The sequence below is a fragment of the Gemmobacter fulvus genome (assembly GCF_018798885.1).
Lineage (GTDB): Bacteria > Pseudomonadota > Alphaproteobacteria > Rhodobacterales > Rhodobacteraceae > Gemmobacter > Gemmobacter fulvus.
Map to the genome: position 1 here is coordinate 2296544 of NZ_CP076361.1, position 23749 is coordinate 2320292.

16 protein-coding genes are annotated in these 23749 nt (G+C 66.4%); 11 read left to right on the top strand and 5 right to left on the bottom strand.

Annotation, left to right across the window (positions count from 1 at the left end; all coding sequences use genetic code 11):
* The first annotated feature begins 25 nt into the window (after positions 1-25).
* Genes KM031_RS11080 through KM031_RS11090 form a run of 3 tightly spaced genes read left to right on the top strand, consistent with a single transcriptional unit; the run spans position 26 to position 4218 of the window.
* Positions 26-934: a hypothetical protein gene (locus KM031_RS11080; RefSeq protein ID WP_260692141.1), complete on the top strand. Its 909-nt coding sequence runs from the start codon at positions 26-28 to the stop codon at positions 932-934.
* A gap of 15 nt (positions 935-949) precedes the next feature.
* Positions 950-3400: a hypothetical protein gene (locus tag KM031_RS11085; protein ID WP_215504840.1), complete on the top strand. Its 2451-nt coding sequence runs from the start codon at positions 950-952 to the stop codon at positions 3398-3400.
* Complete coding sequence (locus KM031_RS11090; RefSeq protein ID WP_215504839.1) at positions 3394-4218, top strand: glycosyltransferase family 2 protein; 825 nt, start codon at positions 3394-3396, stop codon at positions 4216-4218. Before KM031_RS11085 ends, KM031_RS11090 begins: the two co-directional genes overlap by 7 nt.
* A gap of 7 nt (positions 4219-4225) precedes the next feature.
* Here the strand turns inward: KM031_RS11090 and KM031_RS11095 are convergent, their stop codons facing one another.
* Positions 4226-5029 carry a glycosyltransferase family protein gene (locus KM031_RS11095; protein WP_215504838.1) on the bottom strand — a complete coding sequence of 268 codons (804 nt, stop codon included), beginning with the start codon at positions 5027-5029 and terminating at the stop codon, positions 4226-4228.
* Positions 5022-6221 (bottom strand): glycosyltransferase, encoded by a 1200-nt coding sequence (locus KM031_RS11100; protein ID WP_215504837.1) that lies wholly within the window; start codon positions 6219-6221, stop codon positions 5022-5024. The genes KM031_RS11095 and KM031_RS11100 overlap by 8 nt, the downstream gene beginning before the upstream one ends.
* Positions 6222-6332: 111 nt before the next feature.
* Here KM031_RS11100 and KM031_RS11105 point away from each other — a divergent pair, with 111 nt between their 5' ends.
* The 3 genes from KM031_RS11105 (at position 6333) to KM031_RS11115 (ending at position 9220) form a co-directional block, all read left to right on the top strand.
* Positions 6333-7667, top strand: a complete 1335-nt coding sequence (locus tag KM031_RS11105; RefSeq protein ID WP_215504836.1) for an oligosaccharide flippase family protein — start codon at positions 6333-6335, stop codon at positions 7665-7667.
* 187 nt (positions 7668-7854) lie between these two features.
* Complete coding sequence (locus KM031_RS11110; RefSeq protein WP_215504835.1) at positions 7855-8052, top strand: hypothetical protein; 198 nt, start codon at positions 7855-7857, stop codon at positions 8050-8052.
* Between the two features lie 448 nt (positions 8053-8500).
* The gene (locus tag KM031_RS11115) at positions 8501-9220 is read left to right on the top strand and encodes a sugar transferase (RefSeq protein WP_215504834.1); all 720 of its coding nucleotides are present in this window, start codon (positions 8501-8503) and stop codon (positions 9218-9220) included.
* Positions 9221-9297: 77 nt separating this feature from the next.
* On the opposite strand, the gene KM031_RS11120 is transcribed toward KM031_RS11115, so the two are convergent.
* Together KM031_RS11120 and KM031_RS11125 are read right to left on the bottom strand one after the other, a co-directional pair.
* A complete protein-coding gene (locus tag KM031_RS11120) occupies positions 9298-10569 on the bottom strand; it encodes a GumC family protein (RefSeq protein ID WP_215504833.1) in 1272 nt (423 codons plus the stop codon).
* Positions 10570-10576: 7 nt separating this feature from the next.
* Positions 10577-11452, bottom strand: coding sequence for a CpsD/CapB family tyrosine-protein kinase (locus KM031_RS11125; RefSeq protein WP_215504832.1), 876 nt, complete (start codon positions 11450-11452; stop codon positions 10577-10579).
* A gap of 297 nt (positions 11453-11749) precedes the next feature.
* Here KM031_RS11125 and KM031_RS11130 point away from each other — a divergent pair, with 297 nt between their 5' ends.
* Positions 11750-12721, top strand: a complete 972-nt coding sequence (locus tag KM031_RS11130; RefSeq protein ID WP_215504831.1) for a glycosyltransferase family 2 protein — start codon at positions 11750-11752, stop codon at positions 12719-12721.
* A 10-nt stretch (positions 12722-12731) separates the two neighbouring features.
* Here the strand turns inward: KM031_RS11130 and KM031_RS11135 are convergent, their stop codons facing one another.
* Positions 12732-13487, bottom strand: coding sequence for a WecB/TagA/CpsF family glycosyltransferase (locus KM031_RS11135; protein ID WP_215505011.1), 756 nt, complete (start codon positions 13485-13487; stop codon positions 12732-12734).
* 172 nt (positions 13488-13659) lie between these two features.
* Between KM031_RS11135 and KM031_RS11140 the strand changes: the two genes are divergently transcribed.
* The 4 genes from KM031_RS11140 to KM031_RS11155 all read left to right on the top strand — a co-directional run bounded on the left by KM031_RS11140 (position 13660) and on the right by KM031_RS11155 (position 23738).
* Positions 13660-15114, top strand: coding sequence for a hypothetical protein (locus KM031_RS11140; RefSeq protein ID WP_260691904.1), 1455 nt, complete (start codon positions 13660-13662; stop codon positions 15112-15114).
* Positions 15111-16112: a glycosyltransferase family 2 protein gene (locus KM031_RS11145; protein ID WP_260691906.1), complete on the top strand. Its 1002-nt coding sequence runs from the start codon at positions 15111-15113 to the stop codon at positions 16110-16112. The genes KM031_RS11140 and KM031_RS11145 overlap by 4 nt, the downstream gene beginning before the upstream one ends.
* Positions 16113-16326: 214 nt before the next feature.
* Positions 16327-22734 carry a type I polyketide synthase gene (locus KM031_RS11150; protein WP_215504829.1) on the top strand — a complete coding sequence of 2136 codons (6408 nt, stop codon included), beginning with the start codon at positions 16327-16329 and terminating at the stop codon, positions 22732-22734.
* Positions 22731-23738, top strand: a complete 1008-nt coding sequence (locus tag KM031_RS11155; RefSeq protein ID WP_371878991.1) for a glycosyltransferase — start codon at positions 22731-22733, stop codon at positions 23736-23738. The genes KM031_RS11150 and KM031_RS11155 overlap by 4 nt, the downstream gene beginning before the upstream one ends.
* Positions 23739-23749: the final 11 nt, after the last annotated feature.

Here is a 23749-nt window from a genome sequence, read left to right on the forward strand (position 1 = left end):
GAGGGCTAAAGGGATTGCTTTGCTTGTGCTGGCTGGGGGTGCGGCGGCAGGCTGGGCGTTGCTTACCCCGCCCGCAAGGCTCAGCCCGGCCGAACTTGCAGCGCATTATGCCACGCCCTTGCCAAAGCCCGACACCCCGCTCGCGGTCTATCATCTGGGCCACAGTCTGGTGGGGCGCGACATGCCTGCGATGCTGGCGCAGCTGATGGGCGAGGGGCACCGCCATGCCAGCCAGTTGGGCTGGGGGGCCTCGCTCGATCAACACTGGCGCGGCGATGTGCCGGGCTTTGCCGAAGAAAACGCGCATCCCGCCTATCGCCCGGCGCATGAGGCGATTGGCGGTGGGGCCTATGATGCCGTGGTGCTGACCGAAATGGTGGAATTGCGCGATGCCATCCAGCACCATGACAGCGCCCGCGCGCTGGCCGATTGGGCGCGGCTGGCCCGGCAGGCGCGGGGTGATGTGCGGCTCTATCTTTATGAAACCTGGCACCGGCTGGATGATCCCTCGGGGTGGCTGGCACGGCTGGCGCAGGATCGCGCGGCGCTGTGGGAGGCCGAGTTGCTGCGCCCCGCAATGGCGCGGCAAGGCGTGGGCACCATTCATGTGATCCCGGCGGGGCAGGTTCTGGCGGCGCTGGTCACGCGGATCGAGGCGGGCGAGGTGCCGGGCCTGACCCGGCGCGAGGATCTGTTCACCCGCGATGCGCAGGGCGCGCCCGACATGATCCACCTGAATGATCTGGGCGCCTATGTGGTGGCGCTGACCCATTACGCGGTCTTGTCGGGCCGCCCGCCGCTGGGTCTGCCCCATACGTTGCAGCGGGCCGATGGCAGCCCGGCCACGCCACCCACGCCCGCCGCCGCGCGCGTGATGCAGGAGGTGGTCTGGCAGGTGGTCAGCCGCTATGCTGCGACAGGTATCGCTGGCTGAAAGGCACCCCCCCGCATGTCTCTGCTGTCGCTTCTGGCGGAAATCCTGTTTGTCGGCCACAGCCTTGTCGGCCCCAATCTGCCGCCGCTGATCGAGGCGGGGTTGCAGGCACAGGGCCAGCCCGAGGCCAGCGTTTCGGCGCAGATCATCAATGGTGCCCCGCTCAGCTATCAATGGGAGCATTCCGCCGAGGCCGAGGGCGTCGATGGCCGGGTGCGGCTGGCGACAGGGGACGTGACTGCGCTGGTGCTGACCGAGGCGATTCCGCTGGCGGCGCAGGTGCAGTGGAATGACAGCGCGGTGCAGGTGGCGGCCTTTGCCGGGCTGGCGTGGCGCGCCAATCCGCAGACGCAGGTGTTTGTTTATGAAACATGGCACAGTCTGGCCTCCGGTCCGGGCGCGGTGATCGAAGGGGATCCGGGGGCGGGCACGCCCTGGATTGACCGGATCGCGGCGGATCTGCCGATGTGGCAAGAGCTTGCGGATGCAGCCTCGGCGACGCGGCCCGCCGGGGCGGCTCCGGTGCGGCTGATTCCGGCGGGGCAGGCGATGGCGCTGGCGGCCAAGGCCGCACAGGCGGGGGATTTGCCGGGCATTGCCGCGGTGGGCGATCTGTTCCGCGACGAGATCCATCCCAATGGCAAGGGGCTGTATCTTGTGGCCATGGTGCATCTGGCAACGATCACCGGAAAATCGCCCGAGGGGCTGCCTGCGAAACTGACGCGCAAATGGCAAAGCCGCGATTCGGCCCTGTCGCCCGACCTGGCGCTGGCCTTGCAGCGCATCGCCTGGCAGGCCGCCGAGGCGCATCGCCTGCGCGAAGGCAGCGCGGCGGGGGCTGATGTGCAGCCCATCGTCGCGACAGCCGCGCCCGAGGAACCGCCGCAGGGTTTTGCCCCGATCCGCAACCCGGCGCTGGCGCTGGGTCTGGCCGGGGTGAATGACTGGTCGGTGCAGCAGCCCTTTCTGGATGTGATGAAAACCGCCCGTCCCTGGACCGGCCATCTGCCCGGACAATGGGGCGGCATGGATCACGCGGCCCTGGCGGCGGGCGGCTGGCTGGATGCCGATGGCTGGCTGACCGCCCTGCCGCCCGAGGTGACGGGCGTTTCCACCCTGATCCTGACCGATCTGCCCGCCGATGCGGCGGGTGTGGCGGGCCGTTATCTGGTGCGCTGGCAGGGCCGGGGGGACGTGACGCTGGGCGGGCGGGCGCAGACTGTGCAATCGGTGCCCGGCGGGCTGATCTTTGATTATACGCCGGGCGAGGGCGCGGTGATCCTGACGATCAACGGGCTGGTGGCGGGCGATCCGCTGCGGGCGATCCGCATCGTGCGGCAAGACCGCGAACGCGAGCTTGACGCGGGGGGCCTGTTCAACCCCGATTGGCTTGCGCGCATCCAAGGGGTTTCTGCCATCCGGTTCATGGATTGGATGATGACGAATGACTCGGTGTTGGCCACGGTGGAGCAAAGCCCGAAACTTGGCGATTACACCTGGGCGCGAAACGGCGTGCCGGTGGAGGTGATGGTGGCGCTGGCCAATGCGCTGGAGGCCGATCCCTGGTTCACCCTGCCGCATCTGGCCGAGGATGATCTGGTGCGCTTTTACGCCGAAACCGTGGCGGATCTGCTGAAGCCGGGATTACGCGCGCATGTCGAATATTCCAACGAAGTGTGGAACTGGCAATTCGCGCAGGCCCGCTGGGCCGAAGAGCAGGGCCGGGCGCGGTGGGGTCAGGATGGCACATGGCTGCAATTCTATGGCTTGCGCGCCGCACAGGTCGCCGCGATCTGGGCCGAGGTGTTCGGGGCCGAGGCCGACACCCGGCTGGTGCGGGTGGTGGCCACGCAGACCGGCGTGCCGGGGATCGAGACGCAGATCCTGGACGCACCGCTGGTGGTGGCCGAGGGCCTGCCCGCCCCGAAAACCGCCTTTGATGCCTATGCCGTCACCGGCTATTTTGCCGCCTTGCTGGGCAGCGAGGCGAAATTGCCGATGGTGAAGGACTGGCTGGCCGCAAGCGCCAAGGCCGATCCCGCCGCGCCCTATGCACAGGCAGTGACACAGGCCGCCGAAGAGCTGCTGGACGGACGCCATTCCGGCCTGGCCGAAGACACGCTGCGCGACGTGCTGGACCGGGTTCTGCCGCATCACGCGGCAGTGGCGCGGGCAGAGGGGTTGCGCCTGCTGATGTATGAGGGCGGCAGCCATGTCGTCGGTTATGGCCCGGTGGTGGATGATGCCGAGGTGACGGCCTTTTTACAGCATCTGAATTACACCGCCGAAATGGGGGCCTTGTATCAGCAGTTGCTGACCGGCTGGGCGCGCCTGTCCGATGCACCGTTCAATGCCTTTGTCGATGTCTATAGCCCGACCAAATGGGGCAGTTGGGGGGCCTTGCGCCATCTGGGCGATGATAACCCGCGCTGGCAGGCGCTGGCGACAGGCTGCGGCACATGCTGAGCGTGATCATTCCCGCGTCGAACGAAGCCGCCTATATCGGGGCCTGTCTCGCGGCGCTGTTCCAGTCAGACCCCGTGCCGGGGGGCGCCGAGGCGGTGGTGGTGGCGAATGGCTGCAGCGATGCGACGGCAGAAGTGGCGCGCGGCTTTGCCGATCATGCGGCGGCGGCGGGCTGGGCGCTGGTGGTGCTGGATCTGCCGCAGGGCGGCAAGCCCAATGCGCTGAACGCGGGCGACGCAGTAGCGCGCGGCGAGATGCGCGCCTATCTCGATGCAGATGTGGTGGTCTCGGCCCCGGTGATGGCGCAGCTTGTGGCGGCGCTGGCCGGGGATGCGCCACGTTATGCCGGGGGCACGCCAGAGATTCCGGTAGCACAGAGCCGGGTAACGCGGGCCTATGCGCGGTTCTGGCAGCGCCTGCCCTTTGCGCAAAGCGTGGCACCGGGCTTTGGCCTGTTTGCGGTCAATGCGGCGGGGCGGGCACGCTGGGGCGTGTTTCCGGCCATCATCTCGGACGATACCTTTGTGCGGTTGCAGTTTGCCCCCGCCGAACGGGTGCAGGTGGCCGCATCCTATCTCTGGCCGATGATCGAAGGGTTTGCCGCATTGGTGCGGGTGCGGCGGCGGCAGGATGCCGGGGTGGCCGAGATTGCCGCGCGCTGGCCCGGCCTGCTGGCGCGGGAAGGCAAAGCCCGGCTCGGCATGGCGCGGCTGGCGGCGCTTGCGCTGCGCGACCCGGCGGGCTTTGCCTGCTATGCGGCAGTCTCTGTCGCGGTCAAGGCGCGGCGCGGCGGGGCGGTCTGGACGCGCGGGCGCTGACGGTTCTTCAGGCCGAGGCCGTCAGGTCCATCCAGCCGCAGCGCCGGGCGAAATCTTCGGGATTGGTGTCTGCCCCCACTGCCATGCCCTGCCGGAAGGCCGCAGACTTGCGGGCCTGCCACAGATCCCGGCGCAGATGCAGGCCAGAGCGGCTGATCTTGGTGATCGGGGTGCGCAGGGGCAGGGCGGTGGCCCACTTGCGCTGCATCGCCTGATAGCAGGCCACATAATCCGGGCCAAGCGCGCCATGATACCTGTCATTGTGGATGCAGGGCAGCGCGCCCGCATAGGCCGCCCGCCCCGCCGCGCGGGCCTGCGCGACAATATCGGTGCCATACATGTGCCAGCCCGGCAGCCCCTCGTCAAAGCGCAGCCCCGAGGCGCGGCGCAGGATGATCACCATTTCATCGAAGCTTTGCACCGGAAGCGGTGCCATCGGCACCCGCCCCACGATCATGCCCAGCGAGGAGGACCAGACCGGCCCGATATGCGCGCCATCCAGCCCGACGCCAAAGGCCCCGAACAAGGCCCAGTCGGGATCCTGAGCCGTCAGCGCGGCCAGACGCGCGGCCAAAAGCCGGTCCCAGCCCTGCGGAAAATACACATCCTGATGGGCAAAGACGATGATCGGGGCCGTGGTCGCGTCCAGCGCCCGGTTATAGGCGATGGCAGCAGAGGGCGCATTCCATTCCACATGCAGCGGCACCCCCGCCTGCACCATGGGTGAACGGGCGAGGTTGTTGGCCAGAATCTCCTGCGCATTGCAGGCGGCGGCAAGAACCATGTCGGGCAGGGCGGCGGGATCAGGCATCAGCGGCATTTCGGATCAGAAGGGCAAGTTTGGTGGCTTCGCGGTCGATGTCGTGGCGGGCGAACACGCGCTGCCGGGCGGTCTGCCCCATGGCGGTCAGCCGGGGCAAGGGGGTTTCGGCCAGCGCATCAATCGCATCGGCCAGTGCGAGCGCATCGCCCGCCGGCACCAGCCAGCCGGTTTCGGGCACGACCAGCTCTGGCAGGCCCGCGATGGCGGTGGCGATCACCGGGCGGGCGGCGGCCATGGCCTCCATCACCACCATGGGCAGACCTTCGGCGAAAGACGGCAGGATCAGCGCCTGCGCCGCTGCCAGCTCTTCGCGCACCCGCGCCTCGGGCAACCAGCCGGTCAGCGTGACATGACGGCGCAAGGTATAGGTTTCGATCAGGGCCTCGATCTCGCCGCGCAGAGGGCCATCGCCTACCAGCGTCAGATGCAGCCCCGGATGCTGGCGCACCGCCTGCCCCAGTGCCTCGATCAGCAGCGGAAAGCCCTTCTGTTCGGAAAACCGCCCGATGGCCACCAGACGCAGCTTGGCCGGAAGCGGGGCGGGATCGGCAAAGCGCCAGGGCTCGATCCCGCAATGCACCACCTTCAGGCGCGGCCAGTCCGCCACATCGGACCAGCGGCACAGCTGGCTGCGGCCATAGGACGAAATCGCCACGCTGAAGGCCGCATGATGGATCTTTTCGGCCAGCGACAGCGCCTGGGGCGCATCGAATTCTTCGGGCCCGTGCAAGGTGAAGGAATAGCGTGGCCCGCCCAACTGATGACACAACAGCGCGACCGTGGCGGGGTTGGTGCCGAAATGCGCGTGCAGATGGCGGATGCCAAGACTGTCGCAGCGCGCCGCCACATGGGCTGCCTCGGCCAGATAGACCAGATGGCGCGCGCGTGCGCCCGCCCGTGCGCCCAGCCGCAGCGCCGTGGCCGTGGCGCGCAGGGCGGCCAGCGGGTGACGCAGCACCCAGCCCAGGGCCGACCCGGCAAGCGCCAGCTTTCCCGCCTCCAGCACATGTTCGGTGCGCTGATCCTCGGCCTCATCCTCGGGGTCGGACAGGGTGGCGCGATCTGACCGCATGGCAAAGCGGTGCACGGAAAAGCCCACACGCTCCAGCGCCTGAACCTCGCGCCGGATGAAGGTATGCGAGGCCCGTGGGTAGGTATTGACGAGATAGGCAATCTTCACAGCAAGGCCCCGGCGTTTCGACTGTTGTAGCAGAGTCTTTGATTTTGCAGAAGCTTGTGGCCGAAGAATGGCATTATTGACCCTTGCGAGTGGCCCGCCTAGGGTCGCGGCATGGAAATCACGCGCCCCAGCCTGTTTGCCCGCGCCCTGCGCGGATCGGCCCTGACGGCGGGATCCTATGCCATTACCCAAGGGCTGCGGCTTGGCTCCAACCTGATCCTGACCCGGCTGCTGTTCCCCGAGGCCTTTGGGCTGATGGCGCTGGTCTCGGTGTTTCTGGTGGGGCTGGCGATGTTTTCCGATATCGGCATCGGCCCGGCCATTTCGCACAGCAAGCGGGGCGACGAGCCGGGCTTTCTGGATACCGCCTGGACCGTGCAGGTGGCGCGCGGCGGGCTGATGTGGCTGGCCACCTGCGCCATCGCCTGGCCCGCAGCGCAGTTTTACGAGGCCCCTGATCTGCTGGCGCTGTTGCCGGTGGCGGGGCTGACGCTGCTGATTTCCGGCTTCAATCCGACGCGGATCGACACGGCGAACCGGCATCTGCTGCTGGGCCGGGTGACGGCGCTGGATCTGCTGGCGCAGACCATCGGCATTGCGGCTATGGTCGCGCTGGCCTTTGTGCTGCAATCGGTCTGGGCGCTGGTGATCGGCGCGCTGATCGGGTCGGTGGCCAAGCTGGTGCTGACGCATGTCGGCCTGCCCGGCCACCGCAATCGCCTGCACTGGGAGCCGGGCGCGGGGGCCGAGCTGATCCATTTCGGCAAATGGATCTTCCTGTCCACCGCCTGCGGCTTTTTGTTGTCGCAGGGCGACAAGGCCATTCTGGGGGCGTTTCTGCCGCTGGATGCGCTGGGCGTCTATAACATCGGTTATTTTCTGGCGTCGTTTCCGGTGCTGCTGGGCGGGGCGGTGACGGGGCGTATTCTGATCCCGCTGTACCGGGACCATCCGCCTGCCGCCTCGGTGCAGAACTTCCGGCGGTTGCGGCGCTTGCGGGTTGGATTGACGGCGGGGCTGCTGCTGCTGCTGCTGCTGCTGGCGCTGTTCGGCGGGGCATTGGTGCATCTTCTGTATGATGCGCGATATGCGCAGGCAGGCGCGATCGTGATGGCGATTGCGCTGGTGCAGATGCCGCTGGTGATCGGCATGACCTATGATCAGGCGGCGCTGGCGGCGGGGGATTCCCGGCGCTATTTTCTGGTGATGGCGCTGCGGGCGGCCTTGCAGACCTGCGCGTTCCTGATCGGTGCGGCGCTGGACGGGGTGCAGGGCGCGTTGATCGGGCAGTTCTGCGCGCTGGTTCTGGCGCACCCTCTGATTGTGTGGCTGGCGCGCCGATACCGCGTATGGGATGCTGCGCATGATCTGGGCTTTGCCATGTTTGCGATTCTGGTCCTGCTGCTTTCGCTCTCCCTCCATCTGGGGGCCTTTGCCGGTCTTTAGGCTGGAAATTGCCTAAAATTGACAGAAATCCTGCCCAAATTCCGCCAAAGTTTCGCGTTATGGATGATTTTAGGCTGGTATTGTTCTGAGAACGTGCAAAGATTTACGAATAAGGTCCAACCTGAAGGTGATACGCAACAATGCGGCGCGCATGACGGGCGTTGTGGAGGATAGGATGGCGATAGGCATGATGCTTTCTGGGATCGTCGCGGGCTTGGCCAGCGTGATCTGGGCGCTTGTGTCTGGTTACCCGATCCTTCTGCTGCTTGTCGTCTACCCCGTGGCGGGCATTGTCGGGGCTTTGGTGTTCCTTGCCATCGTCGGGCTGCGCAGCAGCACGCCGCAGGGGCAAAGCAGCCTGCACCCGATACGTCAGGGGCGTTAACCTTTTCAGCCGAGCAGCACGGCTTCTGGAAACAATACGGATCACAGTGGAACCGGGCCGGGGATTTTCCTCCGGCCTTTTGCGTTGCCGGTGCCGCTATCTGTGCGGGCTGCCGCCTGTCCGCCGTGCCGAATCACCTGATGATTCCGCAGAGCCGCCACCAAGAGGTTTCTCGCATAGGTTGCAAGCGAGATGAATGTGGCATCATTGCGGCGGTAGTGCGGCAAAATTTCCCCCTAATATCTAGGTTAATGAAGGGTTAACTCCCCGATAAATGTCGCCACTTCGCGTCAATAAAAGGTAAAATGGAAATTGGGGGCGTTACTTCTTGAGTGTACGCGATGTCTTGCAAACCACGCTATCTGATCACGATTTTCGGCGGGGGCCAGCCTGCGCCGATCACATATTCAATGCCGAATTCTTTGTAATTGTTAACGGGTGACTGACAATGACTATCAGCTATCCCCGTTTTCAAACGGGAAGTCCGGTCTCGGTGGAGCGTGTCGATCTGCTTGTGAATGGCCTGCCAGCCAATGCACAGGCCAAACCCGCACCGCGCAAGGGGGTGTATCGCGCCCTGTTCAAACGTGCCTTTGATGTGACCGCAATCGTGCTTGCGGCCCCGATCATCGTGCCGATTGTCGCGGCGCTGGCGGTGGCAGTGTCGCGCGATGGTGGCAAGGCGTTCTATACGCAACAGCGGGTCGGGCTGGGTGGCCGGGCGTTCCGCATGTGGAAGCTGCGCTCCATGGTCAGTGACGCGGACGAGCGGATGGCGCATTACCTTGCGGCCAATCCGGCGGCGCGGGCGGAATGGGATGAAACGCAGAAGTTGAAGAACGATCCGCGCATCACCCCGTTCGGGCGCTTCCTGCGCAAAAGCTCGCTGGATGAGCTGCCGCAACTGTGGAATGTGTTTGTCGGCGACATGAGCCTGGTCGGGCCGCGTCCGATGATGCTGAACCAGCAGGCGCTGTATCCGGGCACGGCCTATTATGCGCTACGCCCCGGCATCACCGGCTTCTGGCAAACGGCAGGCCGCAACCGCACCAGCTTTGAGGCACGGGCCGAATATGACACCAGCTATGAGGCAGAGCTGTCGCTGGCGACGGATGTCAAGATTCTGGCGCGCACGGTGAGTGTGGTGGTGAACGGCACCGGCTACTGATCAGAGGCCGATTGCTTGCAAAAAAGACCCGCCACCGGGATGCCGGGGCGGGTTTTGCCATGCCCTGAGGCGGGGTGTCAGTTGTGCTGCACCGGGGAATGGCCCGACAGCCGCCGCCACAGACGGCGTAGGGCACCTTCGGCGGGCGGATGCGCCAGCGCCAGATCGGGAATGGTGATGACCGGCCGGATGTCCAGTTCGCGCTGCATCTGTGCCGCGCTGCGCAGAACCGGGTGCATCAGATCCAGCGCGAAGGCGATGGCCAGAGCCAGCACAAGGCTGGCCAGCGTGCCCGCGACCGCGATCTTCTTGCCGCCGCCGCTGGTCGGATACTCCGGCACGATGGCGCGTTCCAGCAGGGTGAAACGTTCGGCATGTTGTTCCTGCTCCAGCCGCAGCGCGGTTTCGGCCTCGGCCTTGCGGGCGGTGATCAGCTCATACTGGCTTTGCAATTGCTGAAGCCGACGGTCATAGGCGCTGAGCGTGCGTTCCACTTCGGGGGCCTGTGCGCCCTGCGCATCCAGGGTGTCGCGCTGCGCCTGCAACGCCTCCTGCTGGCTTTGCAGCACCGCTTCTTGCGCGGTCAGATCCTCGATGCGGCGGCGGTCGGTTTCGCGCAGCCGGTCCTTGGCTTGAAGCGCCGCCCTTTCGCCCCGCACCGCAAGGATATTCTGCATCAGGCTGCGGATTTCGGTCTCGATGGTAACGCGCTCATCGGCAGTGCCACTGCTGCGCGCCACTGGATTGTCATTCTTGTAGGCCACAAGTTCGGCCTCCAGCGCCACGATCTCTTGCGAGATGCGGGCCTCTTCTTCGACAAAAAACGCCACGGTATCGCGGGCGCGGCTGGCCTGCTGCGCCACCGACATATCGAGAATCCCCTGGGCAAAATCATTGGCCACGCGGGCGGCCTGATCGCCATCGGGAAAGCGGGTGGAGATGATGAGCGCCGACACCGCATTCGGCACCCCGAAGCTGGCAGGTGCGGCTGAGGCCACGCTCTGGAACTGCACGGCGCTGCGCAGGGCGAAGATCTTCTGATCCAGCGTCAGGCCCGGCAGATCGGCAAACAGGCCATGGCGGTCGATCATCGCCGCCAGATTTTCGCGCGTGGTCAGCCGCTGCTCGATCCCTTGCAGCAGGCTGGCCGATTGCGGCACCATGCCGGGGGCCGTGCCAGAGATGACGGGCATTTCCACCTGGATCACGGCGGCGGTTTCATAGGTCTTGGTCCGCGATGCGCCGATCATCACCGAGATGATGGCACCAAACAGCACGATGGCGGCAATCATCAGGCGGCGGCGGTTCAGCAGGCCCAGGAATTCGTCAAAGCTTTGGATCGGTCCCATCAGATATTCACTTTTTACCATAACGATAGCGGCGGGCCGTGCTGTCCTTGGCGCGGTTCAGCACGACGCCCATCAGCGGCACACGCCCTTCGAACAGGCGCTCGCAGGCGCGGATATCCTCGGCGGTGGTGCGCGTGCCATCGGCCACCAGCAGCACGGCATCCAGACGAGGCAGCATCGAGATCACGTCGTCATTGCCTAGGGCAGGCGGCATGTCGATCACCATCACATCCGGGTCAAGCTGGTTGATGATGGCGCCGAGCGTGTCTTCGGTGCGCGGATCCAGCAGGGTTTCGGCGGCGGCCCGCACCGGCGCGCCATTCAGCGCCAGCGCCAGATTGCGCCCGACCCGGCGCAGATGCGCCTCCAGCGGCTGCGCACCGGTCAGCATGTCGCGCAGCGGCCCGACAGACTGACCAAACAGGGTGGCCAGATCGGGCTGGCGCAGTTCCAGATCCATCAGAACGGTGCGGCAACTGGGCAGGCGCGCCAGCGACAGCGCCAGATTTGCCGCCACCAGACTTTTGCCGCAGCCATGCGTCGGCGAGGTGATGGCGATGCGTTTCCAGCCGCGTTCGGCCATTGCCTGAAGCAGCCGGGTGCGCAGAATATCGAAGGCGGCGGTGGCCGGGTTTTGTGCCGCATCCGCGAACAAACCGTTTCCAGCCAGCTTTTCGCGGTCGAGCGAGGCAAATCCCAGCGATTCCCACATCCGGTCTGGCGTCTGTTGGGGCAGCGCGGGCGGGGTATAGACTTCCAGCACCGGCGGTTCGGGCGGTTGCGGCACAATGCCGGTGCCGCGCGGGCGGAACAGCGAAATTCCGGTGGGCCGCGTGCTGGGCGTCTGGCCAAGACGGCCCGAGAAATCATCCTCAGAACTCATGGTTTGCCCCATATCCGCGACAGAATAGTCCTGTGTGACCAATATAGTGTGGCTCGACATCGGTGAAACCAGGCTCCTGCATCGCGGTGGCATCACCGCAGGGGTAATCGTCACACCCGCCGTGCAGCGGGCCCTTGCTCTGGGATTTGCAGGATGCAGGCGCAGGGTTGCGCCCGGATCCAGATTCGCCCAGGCCCCCGCCCAGTTGACGTTAACTAACAGATTTGGCGGCAAAATGGAAGGGCAGGGGGGCGTGGCATCCGGCGGCGGCACGCGCTAGCATATGGGCAGAAACCCATGGGAGAGCGGCGCGTGGCGCAAGCGGATCTGGTCGATGCGGTGGTGATCGGGCGCAACGAGGGCGCGCGGCTTCTGGCCGGTCTGGCGGTGTTGCAGGGACAGGTGCGCCGCATCGTCTATGTCGACAGCGGCTCCGCCGATGGCAGCCCGGCGGCAGCGGCGGCGCTGGGGGCCGAGGTCGTGGCGCTGGATATGTCGGTGCCGTTTACGGCGGCGCGGGCGCGCAATGCCGGGCTGGCGCGGCTGGCTGCGGATCCGCCGGATCTGGTGCAGTTTCTGGATGGCGATTGCGAGGTGCAGCCGGGTTGGATTGGGCAGGCCCGCCGCTTTCTGGCACAGCACCCCGAGGTGGTGGTGGTTTGCGGGCGGCGGCGCGAACGCTTTCCAGAGGCCTCGGTCTACAACCGGCTGTGCGACCGCGAGTGGGACACCCCGCCCGGTCTGGCGACGGCTTGTGGTGGTGATGCGCTGATGCGCTTTGCGGCGGTGCAGGCGGTGGGGGGCTATGACCCCAGCCTGATCGCGGGTGAAGAGCCGGACCTGTGCCTGCGCCTGCGCCGGGCCGGGGGCGTGATCTGGCGGCTGGAGGCCGAGATGACGTTGCATGATGCGGCGATCACCCGCTTTGGCCAATGGTGGCAGCGCAGCCGGCGCGCGGGCCATGCTTTTGCCGAAGGTGCCTATCGCCACGGGGCCGGGCCGGAGCGGCATTGGCGGCGCGAAACGCGGCGGGCCTTGCTCTGGGGCGCGGGGGTGCCGCTGGCCGCCGCTGTGGCGGCGCTGATCCATCCGGCAGGCGCGTTGCTGCTACTGCTGTGGCCGCTGCAAGTGATCCGGCTGATGCCCCGCATGGGCGGTGCGGCGGCGCTGTTCACCGTGCTGGGCAAGCTGCCCGAGGCGCAGGGCGTGATCGGCTTTCACGCGGGGCGGCTGTTGCGGCGGCAGCGGCGGCTGATCGAATACAAGTGACCGCGCAGGATCAGCCGCGCAGGCGCAGCGCCTTGCGCATCTCGCCGGGCAGGATTTTTGCGCAGGCCCAATAGCGCGGCACCAGACGGCGCGGGCTGGACAGCATGCGCCACGCCCATTCCAGCGCCAGCCGCTGCACCCATTCCGGAGCGCGGTTCTGTGTGCCCGCCAGAAAATCGAGACCTGCGCCGATGCTGGCAAAACCCACATGCGGCGCCAGCGTCCGCCCGCGCGCCGCCAGCACCTCCTGCTTTGGCGCACCAAGGGCCAGAAAGCACAGGCCGATCTGCGCGGTTTCCAGCAGGCGCAGCAGGCGGGTCGCCTCGTCCCCGGCCGGATCAAAGCCCATCGCGGGGGCCAGTTGCAGCGCCACATCCAGCTTCGGCACCTCGGCGCGCAAATGCTCAGCCGCGCGGGCCAGCGCCGCTTCGGTCGAACCGAGCAGGGCCACCTTCACGCCGTTCTGCGCCGCCAGCCGCGCCAGTGGCAACACCATGTCGGATCCGGGCACCAGATGCACCGGGCGTCCGGCCAGCCGCGACAGCCAGACAATCGGATTGCCATCGGCCACCACAAAATCCTGCGCCGCATAGGCCTGCCGGAAGGCCGCATCCTGTGACAGTTTCACCAGATGATCGAGGTTGATGGTGGCCAGAGCGAAGCCTTCGCCCTGCGCCAGCCGCGTCTTCACCGCCGTCAGCAGGGCGGCGGCATGGGGCTGGTTGACGGTGATGGTGGTGGTCTCGAAGCGGAACTGCACGGGCATACTCACGAAATCTCTGCGGGCCTGTCTAACATGAAGCGGCCGGCGGCGCATCGGGCTTGCGGGGGGCGTGTGGCCTAAACACTCTGTTTCCCGAAGGAATACGGTGCAGAGGGACAGGGTGATTGCCAAGATCGGATGGCTTGGCGTAGCCAAACATCAGGGTATTGGTCCTGTGCCCGACCCAGAACCCCGGCAAAGGAGCCCGCTGCTGCTGATCACGCCCAATGCCTTTGCCTGGCTGATGCTGCTGCTCTGGCCCTTGGTTGTGCTGGTGCTGTATCGGCGGTTGCCTGCGGACAAGGCGCTGATCTGGGCGGTGCTGGGCGGTTATCTGCTGCTGCCACCGGGCATCGCGCTCAATCTGCCGCTGGTGCCGGATCTGGGCAAGGACAGCATCCCGGTGCTGATGGCGGCCGCAATGGCGGTGCTGGTGCTGCGCGACCGTGTGTCGCTGCTGCCACAGAATCCGCTGGGCCGGGTGCTGATGGCGCTGTTCGTGCTGTCACCCTTTGCCACGGTGCTGACCAATGGCGATGCGATGGCGCGGGGGCCGGGCGTCATTCAGGGGATGCGCCTGTATGACAGCGTGGCGGCGGTGGCCAATCAGGCGATTGCGCTGCTGCCGTTCTTTCTGGGCCGCCGTTATCTGGCCGGGCCGGATGCGATGCGGCACATGCTGGTGGCGCTGATGGCGGCGGGGCTGGCCTATTCGGTGCCGATGCTGATCGAGGTGCGCCTGTCGCCACAGATGAACGCCTGGATCTATGGCTATTTTCAGCATGACTTTTCGCAGACCATGCGCTTTGGCGGCTTTCGCCCGGTGGTGTTCCTGCCGCATGGGCTTTGGGTGGCGTTTTTTGCCATGATGGCGCTGATCGCGGCGCTGACTCTGGCGCGGGCCAGCCCGAAGGACAGGCGGCCAAAGCTGGTCTTTGCCACGCTCTATCTGGCGGCGGTGCTGGTGCTGTGCAAAAGCGCCGGGCCTTTGGTCTATGCGGTGGGTCTGTCGCTGCTGATCCTTGTGATGCCGCGCCGGGGGCAGGTGATCGTCGCGGCGGCCTTGGCAGTGATGGTGGTCAGCTATCCGTTGCTGCGCGGCGCGCAACTGATCCCGATCGAGGCGATTGTGGAGTTTGCCAAGGGTCTGTCACCCGACCGCGCCGCGTCGCTTCAGTTCCGCATCACCAATGAAGAGGCGTTGCTGGATCGCGCCAACCTGAAGGCCTGGTTTGGCTGGGGCGGGTATGGCCGCAATCTGATTTATGATCCGCTGACGGGGGCGGGCCTGTCGATTGCCGATGGGGCGTGGATCATCACCATGGGGATCTATGGCTGGCTGGGATATATCGCGCAATTCGGGCTGCTGGCTCTGCCCTTGCTGCTGATGGGGCGGCGGGCCCTGCTGCGGCGGGGCGAAGAGATTTCGGCCTATGCGGCGGCGGTTTGCCTGCTTCTGGCGGCGAATCTGGTGGATATGCTGCCGAATGCGACGCTGATCCCGTTCACATGGCTGATGGCCGGGGCGGTTCTGGGCCATGCCGAGGGGCGCGTGCAGGGCTGGGCGGAGCAGACCCCGGCGCCGGGGCGCGCGGCGCGCCTGCCGAAACCACGGCGGACCGTGCTGTGACACGGGTCGATATCGGGGTCTTTGCGCATAACGAGGCGGCAGGTATTGCCGCCATGGTGGCGCAGCTTCTGGCGCAGGATCTGGCGGGGCTGGAGGCGCGGATCCTGATCCTCGCCAATGGCTGCACCGATGACACCGTCGCGCGCGCCCGTGCTGCCGGGCAGGGCGCGATTGCGGTGGTGGATCTGCCACTGGGCGGAAAATCCCGCACCTGGAACCGCTTTGTGCATGATCTGTCGCGCAGCGAGGCCGAGGTGCTGATCTTTGCCGATGCGGATATTCTGCTGCCCCAGCCCGATGCCCTGCGGCAGATGGTGGCCGGGTTGCAGCAGGCCCCGGCGCTGCATGTGTTCAACTCGCGCCCGGTCAAGGACATCGTGGCGCAGCCCGAGGGGCTTTCGGTGCAGGACCGGCTGATTGCCATGGCAGGCGGCACGCTGGATGACTGGCGCCATGCCATCTGCGGCCAGCTTTACGCCATGCCCGCCGCCCGCGCCCGCGCGGTGCATCTGCCGGTGGGGCTGCCGGTGGAGGACGGGTTCCTGCGCGCCATGGTGCTGACCGACGGGCTGACCGGCGCAGAAGATTTCAGCCGGATTGACGGTGGCACTGTGTTTCACATCTATGCGTCGGAACGCAGCATTCCGGCGCTGATCCGGCACCAGATCCGCATCGTGATCGGGTCGGCGATCAATGTGGCGGTATTTGAAACAATCCGCGCCCGGCCCGTGACCGAACGCAGGCAGATGCTGGCGCTTGCGGCGGGTCATGACGGCTGGCTGGCTGGGGTGATCCGCCGCCAGTTGCCGCGCTGGCCCTATGGATTCGTGCCGCTGCATTTTCTGACCAAACGCAGCGGGAATCTGCTGCGCGCACCGCGCCGTCTGTTGCACCCCAAGGGCCTGATCCTGCTGCTGGCAGGCTTTGCCTTTGATGCGATTGTCTATGTTGGCGCACAAATCCGCATGGCGCGGGGCACCGGAGCGGGGCATTGGTAAGGCAGCGGCCTTGATCGGGCAGCTATTCCGGTGAAACTGCGGCGAAAGCCGGGCATTGTTCGCAGTCTGGCGATGGTCGATCCGGTTGCGCCTTCGGGTATCGCTAACCCGCTGTTTACGATACACTCTCATGGAGAGCGGATGACTCCTGCCGGGCCATGATCGGGCTTGGCAGGTCTGTGTATGTGTTTGGAACGTGGGGCCGGCGGTGAGCATGACTGAGCAAGACACAGGAATGAGCGGCATTGCCGAAACCGATATTGCCATTGTGGGCATGGCTGCGCATCTGCCGGGGGCGGCCTCGATTGTTGCCTATTGGGAAAACCTGCGCGCCGGGCTGGAAAGCATTTGCCAGCTGACCGAGGCGGAATTGCTGGCCAATGGCGAAAGCCCGGCCAAGCTGCGCCACCGCAATTATGTGCCCGCTGCCGCCGTGCTGGACAAGTTCGACCATTTCGATGCCGAGTTCTTCGGGTTTTCGCCGAAAGAGGCGGCGATCCTTGATCCGCAGCACCGGCAGTTTCTGGAAGTGGCGTGGGAGGCGATGGAAAACGCCGCCCATACGCCCGAAGGCTTCAAGGGGGCAATCGGCGTCTATGCCGGCTGCGGCATGGGCAGCTATTTCTATTTCAACCTGTGTTCCAACCCGGATCTGGTGGAAAACACCGGCATGTTCCTGTTGCGGCATACCGGCAATGACAAGGATTTTCTGGCCACCCGCGTCAGCCATATCTTCGACCTCAAGGGGCCGTCGATCAATGTGCAGACCGCCTGTTCCACCAGCCTTGTTGCGGTGCATTACGCCGCACAGGCGCTGCTGAACGGCGAATGTGACATGGCGCTGGCGGGCGGCGTGACCATCGAGCTGCCCCATGCGCGCGGCTATGTGTTCAACGAGGGCGAGATCCTGTCGCCCGACGGCCATTGCCATGCCTTCGATCATCGGGCGCAGGGCACGGTGTTCGGCTCGGGCGCGGGCTGCGTGGTGTTGCGCCGCGCGGTGGATGCGATCCGCGATGGCGATCACATCTGGGCGATCCTGAAAGGCTCGGCGGTCAACAATGATGGGGCGGCCAAGGCGGGGTATCTTGCGCCCTCGGTCGACGGGCAGGCGCGCTGCGTGGCCGAGGCACAGGCGATGGCCGGAGTGACATCGGACACGGTGGATTACATCGAATGCCACGGCACCGGCACCTTTCTGGGCGACCCGATCGAGGTCGCGGCGCTGACCGCCGCCTTCCGCGAAAGCGCCGAGACGGTGGGCACCTGCCGCATCGGATCGGTGAAAACCAATATCGGCCATCTGGATACGGCGGCGGGGGTGGCGAGCCTGATCAAGGTGGCGCTGCAATTGCATCACCGCGAACTGGCACCCTCGCTGGGCTATGAGGCGCCGAACCCGGCGATTGATTTCGAGTCTTCGCCCTTCCGGGTGAATGACCGTCTGACCGCCTGGGAGGCCAAGGGCCATCCGCGCCGCGCCGGGGTCAACAGCCTTGGCGTGGGTGGCACCAATGCCCATGCGGTGCTGGAGGAAGCCCCCGCGCGGCCCGCGTCGGAGGACAGCGACTGGCCGTTCCAGCCGCTCGTGCTGTCGGCCAGATCGAAATCGGCGCTGGACGAGGCGTCGCGCACGCTGGCCGCCCATCTGCGCGCCCATCCCGAACAGGCTTTGGCCGATGTGGCCTATACGCTGAAACAGGGCCGCCGCGCGTTTGAAAAGCGCCGGGTTCTGGTGGCCGAAAGCCATGCGCAGGCCGCCGATCTGCTGGAAGGCAAGGATCCGCGCCGGGTGTTCAGCCACGAGTTTCTGGGCGATGCCCCCGAGGTCGTGTTCATGTTCCCCGGCGGCGGCGCGCAATATGCGGGCATGGCGCGCGACCTTTACGACACCGAGCCGGAGTTCCGCGACTGGATGGACCGTGGCTTGGCCATCCTGCAACCCAAGCTGGACTATGACATCCGCGCCCTGTGGCTTCCGGAACCGGGGGCCGAGGCGACGGCGAATGCCCGGCTCAAACGTCCGTCGGTGCAGCTACCGCTGATCATGATCACCGAATATGCGCTGGCGAAACTGTATCAGAGCTGGGGCGTACAGCCCGCCGCGCTGATCGGGCATAGCATGGGCGAGAATACCGCCGCCTGTCTCGCCGGGGTGATGAGTTTCGAGGATTGCATCGGCCTTGTGCATCTGCGCGGGCAATTGTTCGACACCATCGCGCCGGGAGGCATGTTGTCAGTGCCGCTGGACGAGGCCGCGCTGCGCCCGCGCCTGACCGGCGATCTGGATATGGCCAGCGTCAATGCGCCGGGCCTGTGTGTTGTCTCTGGCCCCGATGCGGCGTTGCTGGCGCTGGCCGGAACGCTGGCGGCGGAAGGCGTGGAGACGCAGCGCATCGCCATCGACATTGCGGCGCACAGCCGGATGCTGGAGCCGATCCTGGGCCGCTTTGGCGCCTATCTGCGCGCCATCGCCCTGCATCCGCCACAACTGCCGGTGATCTCCAACCGCAGCGGGCAGCCGCTGACAGGGGCCGAAGCGACCAGCCCGGACTATTGGGTGCAGCATCTGCGCAACACGGTGATGTTCCAGCGCGGCATGGAGACGCTGCGCGCCGAAGCGGGTCGCGTCTATATGGAAATGGGGCCGGGGCGGGCCTTGTCGTCGCTGGCGCAGGCCAATGGCGTGGCGGCGGGGCAGGTGATCCCGGCGCTGCGGCATCCCGAACAGGCGATGCCGGATGACCAGTGGCATATCGCCTCGCTCGCGCGGCTTTGGGCATGTGGCGTGGCGATCGACTGGGAGCCGATCTGGGGCGATGCGCGGCGCAACCGCCTGCCGCTGCCGGGTTATGCGTTCCAGCGCAAACGCTATTTCATCGAACCCGGCAAACCGCAGGTGGTCGAGGCCGAGGCGCTGCCGATGCGGCAGGAGGATCTGGCGCAATGGGGCTGGCAGCCGGTCTGGCGGCAGCGGCCCGCCGATTGCGATGTGGATCTGGATGGCGACCTGTCGGAGGCGCCGCACCACAGCTGGCTGGTGTTTCTGGATGATGTGGGCTTGGGGCCCGCCACGGTTGCGCGGCTGCGCAAGGCCGGGCACAGCGTCACCACGGTGCGCGCGGGCGATACCTATGCGCGCGATGGCGAGGGTGGCTTCATCCTCAACCCCGAACGCGGGCGCGAAGGCTATGATGCGCTGATCCGCGATCTGGTGGCGCTGGGGCAGGCCCCGGACCGGATCGTGCATTTCTGGCTGGTGACGGCGCAGGAGCGATTCCGCCCCGGATCAAGCTTTTTCCACCGCAATATCGAACAGGGTTTTTACGCGCTGATGTTTCTGGCGCAGGCGATGGCCGAAGAAAACCTGCCACGCCCCATTCATCTGACCACTGTGACCTCGGGTGCGGCGCAGCTGAAGGCCGAAGGGCTGCCCTACCCGGAAAAGGCCACGATTTCCGGCCCGATCAAGGTGATCCCGCATGAGTTTCCGGGCGTGACCTGCGCGTCGATTGACGTGGCGCTGCCGCCCGTGGCGAAGGGCCGCCGGGCCAAGCCGGACCTTTCGGTGCTGGCGGGGCAGGTGCTGGAGGATCTGCTGGCCGAGCCGAAGTCCGCCGCCGTGCTGTGGCGCGGTGAAAAGCGTTATGAGCGCGGGGTGAGGCCGCTGCGGTTGGCCGAGGCCGGGGCGTTGCGGTTGCCGCAGGGTGCGCCAGTGCTGATCACCGGCGGGTTCGGTGGCATCGGCCTGACTATGGCCGAACGGCTGATCCGCGATTGCGGGGCCAGGATCCTGCTGATTGCCCGCAGCGATCTGCCTGCGCGCGATCACTGGGCGCGGCATCTGGCCAGCCATGATGCCGCTGATCCGGTCAGCCGCCGTATTCTGGCGGTGCAGCGGCTGGAGGCTTTGGGCGGCACCGTTCAAGTCGCGCGCGCCGATGTCTGCAATGCGCAGGACATGCGCGCGGCAATTGCCGGGGCCGAGGCGGAGTTCGGGCCGTTCAAGGCGGTGATCCATGCGGCGGGCATCGTGGATGACGGGCCGCTCTTGACCAAGACACCCGCCGCCGTGGAGGAGGTCTTTGCCCCGAAACTGCATGGCACGCAGGTTCTGGACGGGCTGTTCCCCGATGGCACGCTCGATCTGATGGTGGTCTTCGCCTCGACCTCGACCATCACCGGGCCTGCCGGGCAGATCGACTATGTGGCGGCGAATGACTATCTCAATGCCTATGCACAGGCGCGCAAAGGCGGTCGCACCCGGGTTCTGGCGTTGAACTGGGGCATCTGGGCCGGGGTCGGGATGGCGGCCGAGGCTTTGGCGGATCGGCTGGGCACCCGCCCTGCCGCGCCGCGTCTGCCACTGTCGCGCCCGATGCTGGACGAGGCCGGGTTTGACCGCGCGGGCCACCGCCTGTTCACCACGCGGCTCAGCACCGCGCGCTGGGTTCTGGATGGCCACCGCACCAAGGATGGCACCGCCCTGATCCCCGGCACCGGCTATCTGGAGCTTGCCGCTGAAGCCGCCGCCGAAGAGGGGCTGGGGGCTTTCGAGCTGCGCGACCTGATGTTCTTCCGGCCCCTGACCGTGCCCGATGACGCCCCGCGCGACATGCGGCTGCGCCTGACCCGCAGCGACGAAGGCTTTGGCTTCGAGGTGCGCTCGGCGGTGGATCACCGGGGCCGCACCGGATTTGCGCTGAATGCGCAGGGACGGCTGCTGCCCTTGCGCCGCCCGCCCGGGCGGCTGGATCTGGTTGCCATCGCCGCCCGCTGTGCAGCACCTGTGGAAGATCCGCGCGGCATCCGGTCGCCGCAAGAGGAGCATCTGAATTTCGGGCCGCGCTGGCGCGTGCTGAACCGGATGGCGCTGGGCGCGGGCGAAGGTCTGGCAATGCTGACGCTGCCGCTGTCGGCGCAGACCGATCTGACGCAGGGCTGGCTCATGCACCCCGCGCTGATGGATCTGGCGACGGGCTGGGCCATGGGGCTGATCGACGGCTATCAGCCCGCGTATCTGTGGGTGCCGGTCAGCTATGGCTGCCTGCGCGCCCATGCCCCCTTGCCCGCCCGTATCCACAGCTGGGTGCGCAATGCGGCGCGCAACCGCGGCGAAGGCCCGGTGGCGGTGTTCGACATCACGCTGACCGACGAGACGGGCGCCGTGCTGATCGAGGTCGAGGGCTTTACCATCCGCAAGCTGGACGGGGCCTTTGCGCAGAAACCACCCGAAGCGCAGGATCTGGAATTTGACGATGCCGAGGCGGCGCGGCCTGCGTCAAAGCAGGAGGAGCGGCTGTTGCACAATCTGGGGCAGGGTATCCGCGCCGAGGACGGGGCCGAGGCCTTTGTGCGGGCGCTGGCCACCGGGCAGTCGCAGGTCATCGTCTCGTCGCTGGATCTGCCTGCGCTGATCCGGCAGGCCGATACGGTCGAAGTGGCGCGCCCCGAAGGCCAGACCTTTGCCCGCCCCGATCTGGACAGCGACTACATCGCCCCGCGCAATGATCTGGAACGCACGCTGACCGGGTTCTGGCAGGATCTGCTGGGCGTCGGGCAGGTGGGGGTGGAGGATGATTTCTTTGCGCTGGGCGGCCATAGCCTGATTGCGGTGCGGCTGTTTGCGATGGTGAAAAAGGCGTTCCGCGTCGATTTCCCGATTTCGGTGCTGTTCGAGGCGCCGACCATCGCCGCCTGCGCCGCGCTGATCGAAGAGCGGATCGGGCCGGTGGGCGATACGTCCGGCCCGGTAAAAGCCGAGGCCCCGAAGCGCCGCTTTACCCATCTGGTCGCGATGCACGAACGCGAGGGCGGGCCGAAACAGCCGTTCTTCCTGGTGGCGGGCATGTTCGGCAATGTGATGAACCTGCGCCATCTGGCGCAGTTGCTGGGCGGCGACCGGCCTTTCTATGGCTTGCAGGCGCGCGGGCTCTATGGCGATGCCGAACCGCATCGCACCTTGCCCGAGGCCGCGCGGGATTATCTGGCAGAACTGCGTCAGGTGCAGCCGCGCGGCCCCTATCTGCTGGGCGGATTTTCGGGCGGCGGTCTGACAGCGTGGGAAATGGCCCGCCAACTGGAGGCAGAGGGTGAAGAGGTGGCGCTTCTGGTGCTGCTCGATACGCCCTTGCCGCTGCGCCCGCCGTTGTCGGGCCATGACAAGGCGCTGATCAAACTAGCAGAACTGCGCGCGCGCGGTCCCGGCTATCTGGCGGATTGGGCCAAGGCCCGCTGGGCTTGGGAGATGGAAAAGCGCCGCCCGAAAGCGGCAACCGACACCAGCCACCAGTTCCACAATGCCGAGATCGAGGCCGCCTTCCGCGCGGCGCTGCCGCTCTATGCGCTGCCGCTGCGCAAGGGGCCGACTGCGCTGTTCCGCCCGCCGCTGGACCGCAAATGGCAGGTGTCCAACGGGCAATGGGTCAGCGCGGCAAAGGAATATGTTTTTGCCGACAATGATCTGACCCGGTTCGCCCCGGCGCTGACGGTGATCGAGGTGCCGGGCGACCATGACAGCATGGTGCTGGAGCCGAATGTGCGGGTTCTGGCCGCGCGGCTGCGCGACGTGATTGCCGAGGCCGAGGCGGCGGCAGATCCTCTGGCCGAGGCCGCCGAATGATGCCGCAGCTTCTGACCGTGATCCTGAACTGGCGTACCCCGGCGATGACCCTGCAATCCGCCGAGGCCGCCCTGCGGGAAATGGCGGGCATCCGTGGGGCCATCACCATTGTCGACAATGACTCGGGCGATGGCAGTTTCGAGACGATGCAGGCCGAAGTGGCGGCGCGGGGCTGGGACCGTGGCCCGGTGCCGGTGCGGGTGCTGCAATCCGGGCGCAATGGCGGCTTTGGCGCGGGCAACAATTTCGGGATAAAGGCCGGGCTGCCGGGCGGCGCGCGCCCGGATTACGTCTATATCCTCAATTCCGATGCCTTTCCCGATCCGGGGGCCATCCGCGCCTTGCTGGATCATCTGGAGCAGCACCCGGCCACCGGCTTTGCCGGCAGCTATATCCATGGGCCGGATGGCGCGCCGCATCGCACGGCCTTCCGCTTTCCCTCTGTTGCCAGCGAGTTGGAAGGGGCGGCACGGTTCGGTCCGATTTCACGCGCCTTGCGCAGGCATATCGTTGCCCGCCCGATCCCCGAAGAGACGACGCGGGTGGATTGGCTGGCCGGCGCCAGCCTGATGATGCGGCAGGATGTGCTGGACCGGATCGGCGGGTTTGACGAGGTGTTCTTTCTGTATTTTGAAGAAACCGACCTGTGTCTGCGCGCGGCGCGGGCGGGGTGGCCCACCGATTATGTGCGCCAGTCCGAAGTCACCCATATCGGATCGGTGTCGACCGGCATGAAAACCTGGTCGCGGATTCCGCGCTTCTGGCTGGACAGTCGCCGCCATTATTTCACCAAGAACCATGGCTATGCCTATGCCGCGCTGGCCACGCTGGCCCATGTGGCAGGCGGGGTGCTGTGGCGTGCCCGGCTGCTGGTCCAACGCAAGGACAGGGGCGATCCGCCGCATTTTCTGCGGGATCTGATCGTGCATTCTGTTGCGGGGGCCGGGCGGGCGAAGGCCGCGCCTGCGGTGGACAGCACAGACAACACAAGCCCCGCCGCCTAGGGGCTATCACC